We start from the raw sequence: 9,697 nt of genomic DNA on the forward strand, positions 1-9,697 counted from the left end.
CCGTGAGATTCACCCGAGGTCGATATGAAGAAGTGGCAATGCGTGGTCTGTGGACTGATTTACGACGAGAGCCAGGGCTGGCCGGACGACGGCATCGCCCCCGGCACCCGCTGGGAAGACGTGCCGGAAGACTGGCTGTGCCCTGACTGCGGCGTCGGCAAGATGGATTTCGAGATGATCGAAATCGGCTGATCAGGCCTGGTTTTTAAATAAACGGCGACCCTCGGGTCGCCGTTTTTGTTTGCGCGACGTCCCGTAGGGTGCGCCACGCACACCACGAGTCGCCAGCACAACAGCCGGTGCGCACGCGCACCCTACGCAGCACAGCCCGTACCAGCACCGCAGCACCGTAGGGTGGGCTTCAGCCCACCAGCGATGCCTGAAAGCGGATCACCGCCCGCCCCCACAAGGCTGAACAATCATCCGCGCTACGCCGCCTAACCCCCATCACGCAGCCTCCCGCCAAGGCCGCGCCAGAGCCTTCGCACCCTCACTGCAGAAAAAACCGCCAACGTCATTTAAGCAGCGCCAAAAGCCGGTCGCCCTTCACTTACAGCAGGCAATCACAGCCAGCTTCACTCAAGCGCTCACGCACGAAGGAATACTCAAATGGCTCTGTCGATTCATACCAACTACTCCTCGCTGATCACCCAGACCAACCTGTCCAAGACCAACAACGCCCTGGGCACCAACCAGCAGCGTCTGGGCACCGGTTTCCGCATCAACTCCGCTGCCGACGACGCCGCCGGCCTGCAGATCGCCACCCGCCTCAATGCCCAGTCGCGCGGCATGGACGTGGCCATCCGCAACACCGGTGACTCCATCTCCCTGCTGCAGACCGCCGAAGGCGCGCTGACCGAGATGACCGACATCGTCCAGCGCATGAAGGACCTGTCCACCCAGGCCGCCAACGCCACCGCCAGCGAGAAGGACCGTGACGCCCTGCAGGCCGAATACGACCAGCTGGGTCAGGAACTGGGCAACATCATCAAGAACACCAAGTACGCCGGCGAGAACCTGTTCAGCGACGGTACCACCACCGACGGCAGCGCCGGCAAGTTCGGCGCCGCGATGGACTTCCAGATCGGTGCCAGCGCCGCCGAAACCCTGAGCCTGGACGTCAGCACCAAGCTGACCGACCTGGCCACTGCCCTGGGCGGCCTGTCCGCTCAGTACGCCACTCCGGACGCCACCACCCCGGGCACCGAGATCGCCGGCACCGACGGCAGCGCCGCCAACGGCATGATCGACACCCTGAGCGACGCCCTGGACAGCATCGGCGAACTGCGCGCCCAGTTCGGTGCCAACATCAACCGTCTGAACCACACTGCCAACAACCTGGCCAACATGAAGGACAACACCGACATGGCCAAGGGCCGCATCATGGATGCCGACTTCGCCAAGGAAAGCGCCAACATGAGCAAGAACTCCATGCTCATGCAGTCGGGCATCTCCATGCTCAAGCAAGCCGGCCAGATGCCGGGCATGGTCATGTCCCTGCTGGGCTGATCCCGCGTCATCCGGGCGCAACGGATTGCGCCACCCCTCCTACGCCCCGCACTCGCGGGGCGTTCTTCTTGGTCAGTCGACCAGGCCCTGCGCCATCACCAGAACCGATCAAACGCAATAAATCCGCGAGATGATCGGATTGCGTGGGCATTTAGCCCGGATCACGCCTGCTTCATTGGCGAAGTAGCCAGTAATGAGCTAAACCTCGAAGGCTATTCGCGCCCGGTCAGGCGCCGGCATCTGGCACAAGACTTGCCACTGCATTTCCCTGACGCCAGAATGCCGACCACTCATCGCCCGGATTTTTCCAATCGGAAACGCCGCTCGCCTCAAGGACCGCATGAATTCCAGCTCCGATACACCGCTCGCCGAGCCGGGAAGCAATATCGCCTGCCTGATCATCAAGACCGGGCGCAGTGACTGCTATGCGCACTTCTACCCGGCGCTGTATCAGCTCACGCTGGTCCGGGGCGGCATCGAAGAGAAGATCGACCTGGGCTACTCCGGCAGCCGCCTGCTCGAACGCCTGCTGCAGGAGCCGGGCGAGGTGGTATCGCGCGACGAACTGATGAATCACGCCTGGGCCGATCGGGTGGTCGGCCAGGGCAGCCTGAACCAGCAGATCTATACCCTGCGCCAGGTGCTGGGCGACGAGAAGAGCCGGGAAATCATCCAGACCCTGCCGCGCCGCGGCTATCTGCTCAACCCCAACTACCTGGTCTACCCGCCGAGCATCGACGACATCGGCGCGGTCAGTGAACCCCCGGATGCCTCGACGCCGCAACCGGCCTTTCTGCGCCACCACAGCCGTCAGCGGGCATCCTGGCTGATTCTGCTGAGTGTCTTCAGCCTGGCCGGCATCGCCTTGTTCGCCACGCTGTACGGCATCAGCCAGCCCCGGGACGTGCATGACAGCGAAATGACCCTGGGCTCGCTCAAGGTGCGCTACCTGGATCAGGACGCGCACAGGTTGCAGCAGCTGATCCTGCAGACCCACGGTCTGAGCAGCCGCCTTGCGGTACTGGCCAGCAAGCCGGCGCATCTCGTGCTGCGCCTGCATGGCGGCTTCTACGAACTGCTGTGCCTGCAGCCCAATGGTGGTGCACGTTCACTGATGCTGCACGAAAGCCAGCTGAGTCAGGTGGCCGACGCCCAGCTGAGCAGGTGTCTGCCATGAGCCAGCCCAAGCAGTGCGGCATCAGCGGCGGCTGGCTGCTGACCATGCTCGCCACGGCCCTGGCGATGCTGCTGGGCATGCTCGCCCTGTGGCTGAACTTCCTCTCCAGCGCCGAACTCCAGGGTCGCTACCAGTCCACCGGGCAGGTGCAGTTGAGCAATGGCCAGGTGCTGGACATCAGCCACAGCCTGCAGGTCAACAACGGTCGTTTCTATGCCATGACCCGGCAGGGCGACAGCATTCTGGAAACCTCCGGCGTGGTGGACTACGGCTTCCTCGGCAATTACCGCCTGCGCGTCGAGGACGGCCAGGTCACCGGCCTGGCCAGCGAGATCGACGACGAACTGGTGTTCAACCTGCTCTATGGCCGCCACAAGGGCTCGACCATTCGCCTGACCTCGGTCGACAGCTGCCTCTATGCGCTGGAAACCCGCCAGGTCTACTGCCCGGCGCGCACGCCCTAGGGCCAGCCACGCCACCCTTCAGGACTCCGGCAGACTGAGCTGCACGCCTTCGGCGCGCACTTCCGCGCGCACCTGGGCCTCGCCGAACAACTCGCGGTACAGGCCTTCGGCCTGACGGGTCAGCAACAGCAGTTCGATACGCCGGTTGGCGCCGTTCTCCGGGTCGTTCGGCAGCAGCGGCATGCCGTCTGCCTGGGCGGCCACCTGCAGCACGTTGCCGCTCGGCAGGCCGGCCTCGACCAGCACGTTGCGCGCACGCAAGGCACGGTCGCCGGAGAGGTTCCAGTTGTTGTAGCCACCGACCACGCCGCGGTAGGGCATGGAGTCGGTATGGCCGCTGATGATCAGGTGGTTTTCCACCCGCCCCAGAATGCCGGCCAGACGCCGCAGCAGGGTCTCGAAATGCGGATTGAGGTGGGAGCTGCCGCGGTTGAACATGAAACGCTGGGCGTCGTCCTTGATCAGGATGCGCAGGCCCTGCGGCACCACCTGGACTTCGATGTTGGCCTCGGCATCCAGCTGCAGGGCCAGCTCCTTCATCAGCTTGGCCAGCTCCTGCATCTGCAGCGGCTCGGCGAAGTGCGGGCGACGCGGCTCGCCGGGCTGGCCCTCGCCCAGGGCAGCACCGGGGTCTTCCTGCGGCGTGCGCGCGCGGTTCTCGGGGTCGCGGCGCGGGGCGACCTGCACCGGCACGCCATCGAGGTCCAGCGGCGTGGTGCTGTTGCCGTCGAAGATGCCGGCACCGCCATCGACCAGCGGATTGTTCAGCATGTCGGCATTGGCGCGGCTGGCGTCCTGGGTCTGCGGCTGGATGATCCACAGCACCATGAACAGCGCCATCATGGCCATGGTGAAGTCGGCGAAGGCCACCTTCCAGGCACCACCATGCTCGTCGTGACCGCCCTTCTTGCCACGTCGCTTGATGATGATCTCGTGGCCGTCACCGCCGCGCTGTTTCATGCGGCGTCCCTTTCGTCTTCGTAACGGTTGACCCAGATTTCCAGCTGCTTGAAGGCCGGCTTGACGTCCTGCTCGATCAGCTTGCGCCCGGCGTCCACCGCCAGCAGCGTGGGCTTGCCGGCGACGTGGGCGACCAGGGTGGTACGCACGCATTCGAGCGCCGACATCTCGGTCTTGATGCGCTGGCCCATGGCGCTCGACAGCGGCTCCATCACGCAGTAGCACATGAAGATGCCGAGGAAGGTACCGACCAGCGCGGCCGCCACGTGGGCGCCGATCTCGGCCACCGAACCGCCGATGTTGCCCATGGTGATGACGATGCCGAGGATCGCCGCGAGGATGCCGAAGCCCGGCATGGCCTCGCCGATCTTGTGCAGCGAACGCGACGGCTGCAGCAGCACGTGCTCCATGGCTTCCAGCTCCTGCTCGAGGAAACCTTCCAGTTCATGGGCGCTGATCTTGCCCATGGCCATCAGGCGGAAGTTGTCGGCGATGAAGGCCATCAGGTTCTTCTCCTGACGGATCAGCGGGTACTTGCCGAACAGCTCGCTCTGCTCGGGCTCCTCGATGTGCGCATCGAGCACCTTGAGGCCGCCTACATCGACCATTTCCAGCAGCTCGTAGAGCAGCATCAGCAGCTGGCGCTGGAATTCCTCGCCGCGCTTCTTGTAGACGAACACGCCCTTGATCTGATGCAGCATCTCGATCAGCACATCCTTGGGATTGGCCACCACCAGGGCGCCGAAACCGGCACCGACGATGATGATCACCTCGGCCGGCTGCCAGAGCATGGCCAGCTCGCCATGGGCCATGACGTAGCCACCCAGCACGCAGGCGACGATGATCAATGCACCTAGTAACTTCTGCACCCTAGCCTCTCTCGTTCAGGTAGCGACTGGCCTTGGCGATCGCCTGCTTGCTCAGCTGGCAGACGCGCGCGTCGCTCAGCTCCAGCACCAGGGCGATTTCCTTGAGGCTCAGCTCGTGTTGGTAGTAAAGGGTCAGCACCAGCCGCTCGCGCTCGCTGAGCTGGCTCAGCGCCTGGGTCAGCAAACGCTCCTTGAGCACTCGTTCCTCGACCGCACTGCCGCCACAGGCGAAGCCCTCGTGACCGTTCTGCAGCAGCTCGTCGAGGCTTTCGATGGCTTCGCAGGCATCGGCCTGGAGGTACTCCTGGTAGGCCTTGGCATCGATGCCGGCAGCGACGAGGATTTCCTCCTCCTGCGGCACGCGACCGAGCTGGCGTGCCAGCTGGCGAATGGCGTCGCGGATCCTGTGGGTCTGCTGCCGCACCTGGCGTGGTCGCCAGTCCTGGCGACGCAGCTCGTCGAGGATCGCGCCACGAATGCGCAACGCGGCGAAGCGGCCGAACTGCTCGTCCGGCGTGCCATAGCGGCGCAGGCATTCGAGCAGGCCCATCAGGCCGATCTGCTCCATGTCCTCGCGGTCGAGCACCTGGTTGGCCTGCAGCGACAGCTGGCTGACGATGCGCTTGACCAGCGGCAGGTACTGCAACAGCCACTTCTGCTCGGCACCGGGGGCGAACAGCGCGGCACCGCCCTGTTCGGCGGCATAGCGGTAGTCGATGGCGCAGTTGGCGTTCATGGATAGGCTCTCGGTTTCGGGTCCGCTCAGTCGCTCGCCGCGCCCTACTGGACGATCAGCTTGCTGACCAGCACGTTGGCGAAGGGCATCGCCAGTTTCTTGCTGGCGAAGTCGTCGAACAGCACCCGCTCCAGGGTGCTCTGCAATTCGGGAATGGGCATGCCGCGCAGCTTCTCGAAGCTCATCGAGGACAGGTGCGCCACCACCGAATTGCGCACCATGGGGTCGATCTGCTCGAGCTTCTTCGGATCGGTCTCCAGGTCGGTCTGCAGCACCAGGTCGAGAACGAAGTAATGCTCGCGGGTTTCGCCCTGCAGGCTGACGATCACTTTCTCGATGGGGAAGAAGCGGTATTCACTGTTGGCTTCCTCCGTTTCGCTGCCGCCATTGCCAGCGGCAATGCCCAGCACGGCCTGGCCGGTCTGCATGGACTTGAGCGTGGCGTAGTTGAAGACGCTGCCGCCGATCACCACCAGGGTGTTGAAGATGACCAGCAGCAGGAGGATGCGCGGCATTGTCATGACTACTCTCGATTCACTAACGGGAAATTAGACGGTGACCAGCACATCGCTGGCCGACGCCGTGGCACTACGCTCGCCAGCGGCCGGCAGCGAGACGGCTGCGGCCACCTCGTCCTCGGCGAGCCAGGCCCGAGCCTGCGCCTGTTGCTGCTGGCGACCGCCCTGGGCATCGGCGGAGACCTGCACGTTGACCTGCACGAAGTGTTGCCCCACCAGCTCCTGGCGCAGGCGCTCGCTGGTCTGCTGCAGCAGGCGGGCGACGTCGGCGTTGGCCGCCGACAGCTGCACGCTGAGGCGCCCGGACTCGTGGCTGAGGAAGATTTCCAGGCTGCCCAGCTCCGGCGGATCGAGGCGAATGGTGGCGTTCTGGATACGCTGGTTGATCTGCAGCTCGACCTGTTCGCGCAGGCTGTGCAGCATCTGCTCGCCCCACTGCGCCTGCGGTGCATGCAGCTTGAGCGCACGCTCGGGTCCTTGCGCAGCGGGCGCGGCCGGGGCATGGCCTGCCCCGCTCGGCGTGGCCTTGTCCGCGTCGGCGCTGGGCAGGCGCTCGAGTAGCGACACCTCGACGCCGTCCTCGCTCACCACGGGCGAAGCGCTGGTTACCGCGACCTCGGCGGTCATCAGTAGCCTCGATGCTGCCACCGGTTCGCTCAGGCCGGACACGGCGGCATTGACCACGCGCGAGGTATCCGCCGGCAACTGCGGCTGGGCAGAAGGCATCTGGGTCCGTTCGAAGGGTGCGCTCGGCAACATGACGAGCGGCTCGACCGACTCGACCGGTTCGGCAGGCGCCTCACGCACCTGTTCCTGCGCCGCCGGCTCCGGCACATCGCGCGCCTCGATGCGCACGGCCTGCTGGCCGAGCACACTGGCCAGCCATTGCTCGGCGTCGGCTTCGCTGACGTGACGGGTTTCAGGGGCAACGCTCGGCTCTTGCAGGGCCTGTGTGTCGGCAGCGGCGAAGCCCTGCACGGCCAGCTGCAGATCGAACGGCCGAGCCGCATCCTCGGCGCTGCCGGCCTGGGCGAAACCCGGCGCCAACGGTTGCTCGGCGGAGCCGCCCGGGCTGACCCGAGCATTGCCATTGATCAGTTGCAGCACCCTTTATCTCCCGGCTTGATACAGATCGACGCGCATGTAAGCGCTACGCCCCTCGGCGTATTCCAGATGCGTCAGCAACAGCCGCCGCACCTTCTCGCATTCCTCGGCACAGGCGATGCGCGCCTGGCCGTGCAGCTGGCGCAACTGCTCCTTGGCCGCGCGCACTTCGTCGCTCAGGCTTGGCAGGCCGGCCAGCAGTTGCAGGCAGGCGCGAATCAGCGCATCGATCTCGCCGATGCGCGTCCAGTCGCCCTGCTCCAGCGCCTCGGCCAACTGGCCGTGCAGGTGCCGCAGGGCACGCAGTTCACTTGCGCGCTGCATTCACGCCTTCCCAGCCTTCGCGCAGCACGCCGAGCAGGCCGACCACCTCGTCCAGACCTTCCAGCGACAGGCTGACGCTGACGTCGGAGAGGCGATAGATGCAGTAGTCGTACAGGCGCGCCAGGCCCTGCACCAGCTCGCCGCCGTTCTCGTAATCGAGGGCGCTGTTGAGACCGCCGAGGATGTTCAGGCACTTCTCCAGCGACTGGCCCTTCTGCTGGTAGCGCTTGGCCTCGATATGGCCGCGGGCGCGGGCCAGCTCGTCGAGCAGGCCGTCGAACAGCACCAGCACCAGCTCGTAGGGCGAGGCCGCGGCGGCGCGCGCCTCGAGGTCGACGGTGCGGTAGCTGTCGTAACTTTCGTTGAGGTTGTAGGCAGTCATCAGAACATTCCGTAGGTCTGTTCCATCGCCGCCATGGTCTGCATCAGACCGGTGTACTGGCGGAGATAGCGGGCGTAGTAGGAGTCGTACTGCTTCTGGATGGTGTCGAACTGCTGATCGACACGGCGCAGCTGGGTGTTGAGGGTGTCCTTGCGGTTGGTCAGCAGGCCGCCGGCGCTGCTGGTGTAGACCGCCAGGTTCTTGTCCAGGGTGTCGAGCAGGTTGCCCTTGTCGGTGAACAGCTTCTCGAAGCCTTCCGGGTTGGCCGCCACGGCCTTCTCGAAGCGCGCGTTGTCGATGGTCAGCTTGCCGTTACGGTTGGCGACGATGCCGAACTCGGTGAGGCTGGCGCCGCCGAACGAGGTGCGCACCAGCTGGTTGAGCATGGTCTCGATGGCACGCACGCTGGCATCGCCGGCCAGGGTCGCGCGGCCGCCGCTCTCGCCGCCGCTGGCGGTGAGCGAGTCGAAGCTGGTCATCAGCGCGTTGAAGGCATTGACGAAGGCCTGCGCCTTTTCCTTGGTGGCTTTCTGGTCCTGGCCGACCTCGATGGTCAGCGGCGTATCGCCGGCCTTGTGCGCCTTGCTGAAGGTCAGGCTGACACCATCGATGATGTTGTCGAAGGTGTTGCTGGTGCTGCTCAGCTCGATGCCGTTCTCGCCGCCCAGGCGCACGATGGCGTCCCTGGCCACCGAAAGCTCCTGACGCCCGGCCACGGCGCCCTCGAAAGCGGCGTTGCCGCTGGCGCTGAGGCTGATGGCCTGGTCGGCGCCGGTCTTGTCGCTGGTCAGCACCAGGTTGACCTGGCCATTGCTGCGCACCAGGGTCGCCTTGACCCCGGTATTGTCGCCTGCGCCGTTGATCGCCGCGGCCAACTCGTCGAGGGTGGCCACCGTGCTCAGGTCGATGGCGAAGGCATCGCCACCCTGGCCGATGGTCAGGCTGCCGCTACCGAGGCTGGCGTCCTGCAGGCCCTGCAGCGCGAGCTGGCCCTTGCTGGCCAGCTGCTGGACGAAGAAGTCGTAGCTGCCGGCCACCGCCTTGGTCCCGACCGTGGCACTGGCATAGCCCTCCTGGCTGAAGCTGGCGCTGTTGACCAGCATGCTGCTGCCGGCCAGCTTGAGGCCGCTGGCAGCGCTCTTGAAGGTTTTCAGCGCAGTATCCAGGGTCGTCAGCGCGCTGAGCTGCGCCTTGTACGCCGCCTGGTTGCGGTTGGCCTTGGCCAACTGGCCCTGAATCTCGTACTGGGCCAGTTGGGTCGCCATGCTTTGAACGTAATCTGAATCGATAGCCATAGTCGGACACCCGTTTTCCTGTGAGATAGCAATAGCGGTGCCAACAGCTGAAACCCTTGATCCAGAGGGCTTTCGGCGATCCGCCAGGTGAAAGATCCTTTCCGCTCGGGGCATGGCGGACGGCAGGCGGAAGGGCGACTTCCGCCTGCGTCGCGCCGAAGGCGGACGTGCTTCTTACACAGGCGACCCAGCAGTGCCCTGGCTTAAGTGAAACGCGGGGCGGCATTGAGGGAGGAGGGGCGGCTTCAGCCGCGATACGACGGACAACACCGCAAGCCCTGATCGCGGATAAATCCGCTCCTACAGAAGCAGGGTGCAGGGAAGAGCGCATCGAACCGTGGGAGAGGCTTCAGCCGCGA

At 65.1% G+C, this 9,697-nt stretch carries 12 protein-coding genes; 4 read left to right on the plus strand and 8 right to left on the minus strand.

Annotation, left to right across the window (positions count from 1 at the left end):
- The first annotated feature begins 24 nt into the window (after nt 1-24).
- The 4 genes from BLS61_RS22870 (at nt 25) to BLS61_RS22885 (ending at nt 3,150) form a co-directional block, all read left to right on the plus strand.
- Nucleotides 25-192, plus strand: a complete 168-nt coding sequence (locus tag BLS61_RS22870; protein ID WP_003242223.1) for a rubredoxin — start codon at nt 25-27, stop codon at nt 190-192.
- A 417-nt stretch (nt 193-609) separates the two neighbouring features.
- Entirely contained in the window at nt 610-1,509 is a 900-nt protein-coding gene (lafA, locus tag BLS61_RS22875; RefSeq protein WP_090435228.1) for a lateral flagellin LafA, read from the plus strand.
- A gap of 340 nt (nt 1,510-1,849) precedes the next feature.
- Nucleotides 1,850-2,686 (plus strand): winged helix-turn-helix domain-containing protein, encoded by an 837-nt coding sequence (locus BLS61_RS22880; RefSeq protein WP_090435230.1) that lies wholly within the window; start codon nt 1,850-1,852, stop codon nt 2,684-2,686.
- Nucleotides 2,683-3,150, plus strand: coding sequence for a hypothetical protein (locus tag BLS61_RS22885; protein WP_090435233.1), 468 nt, complete (start codon nt 2,683-2,685; stop codon nt 3,148-3,150). Before BLS61_RS22880 ends, BLS61_RS22885 begins: the two co-directional genes overlap by 4 nt.
- An 18-nt stretch (nt 3,151-3,168) precedes the next feature.
- On the opposite strand, the gene BLS61_RS22890 is transcribed toward BLS61_RS22885, so the two are convergent.
- Genes BLS61_RS22890 through fliD form a run of 8 tightly spaced genes read right to left on the minus strand, consistent with a single transcriptional unit; the run spans nt 3,169 to nt 9,338 of the window.
- A complete protein-coding gene (locus BLS61_RS22890) occupies nt 3,169-4,110 on the minus strand; it encodes a flagellar motor protein MotB (RefSeq protein WP_090435236.1) in 942 nt (313 codons plus the stop codon).
- Nucleotides 4,107-4,979: a flagellar motor stator protein MotA gene (gene motA / locus BLS61_RS22895; RefSeq protein WP_090435238.1), complete on the minus strand. Its 873-nt coding sequence runs from the start codon at nt 4,977-4,979 to the stop codon at nt 4,107-4,109. The genes BLS61_RS22890 and motA overlap by 4 nt, the downstream gene beginning before the upstream one ends.
- 1 nt (nt 4,980) lies before the next feature.
- Nucleotides 4,981-5,715 (minus strand): FliA/WhiG family RNA polymerase sigma factor, encoded by a 735-nt coding sequence (locus BLS61_RS22900; protein WP_090435241.1) that lies wholly within the window; start codon nt 5,713-5,715, stop codon nt 4,981-4,983.
- A gap of 44 nt (nt 5,716-5,759) precedes the next feature.
- The gene (locus BLS61_RS22905) at nt 5,760-6,236 is read right to left on the minus strand and encodes a flagellar basal body-associated FliL family protein (protein ID WP_090435244.1); all 477 of its coding nucleotides are present in this window, start codon (nt 6,234-6,236) and stop codon (nt 5,760-5,762) included.
- A gap of 27 nt (nt 6,237-6,263) precedes the next feature.
- Nucleotides 6,264-7,340, minus strand: coding sequence for a flagellar hook-length control protein FliK (locus BLS61_RS22910; RefSeq protein WP_090435248.1), 1,077 nt, complete (start codon nt 7,338-7,340; stop codon nt 6,264-6,266).
- Between the two features lie 3 nt (nt 7,341-7,343).
- A complete protein-coding gene (locus BLS61_RS22915; RefSeq protein WP_090435251.1) occupies nt 7,344-7,661 on the minus strand; it encodes a hypothetical protein in 318 nt (105 codons plus the stop codon).
- Nucleotides 7,645-8,043: a flagellar export chaperone FliS gene (gene fliS, locus BLS61_RS22920; RefSeq protein ID WP_090435254.1), complete on the minus strand. Its 399-nt coding sequence runs from the start codon at nt 8,041-8,043 to the stop codon at nt 7,645-7,647. The genes BLS61_RS22915 and fliS overlap by 17 nt, the downstream gene beginning before the upstream one ends.
- Nucleotides 8,043-9,338, minus strand: a complete 1,296-nt coding sequence (gene fliD, locus BLS61_RS22925; protein ID WP_090435258.1) for a flagellar filament capping protein FliD — start codon at nt 9,336-9,338, stop codon at nt 8,043-8,045. Before fliD ends, fliS begins: the two co-directional genes overlap by 1 nt.
- Nucleotides 9,339-9,697: the final 359 nt, after the last annotated feature.

Source organism: Ectopseudomonas guguanensis (assembly GCF_900104265.1).
Lineage (GTDB): Bacteria > Pseudomonadota > Gammaproteobacteria > Pseudomonadales > Pseudomonadaceae > Aquipseudomonas > Aquipseudomonas guguanensis.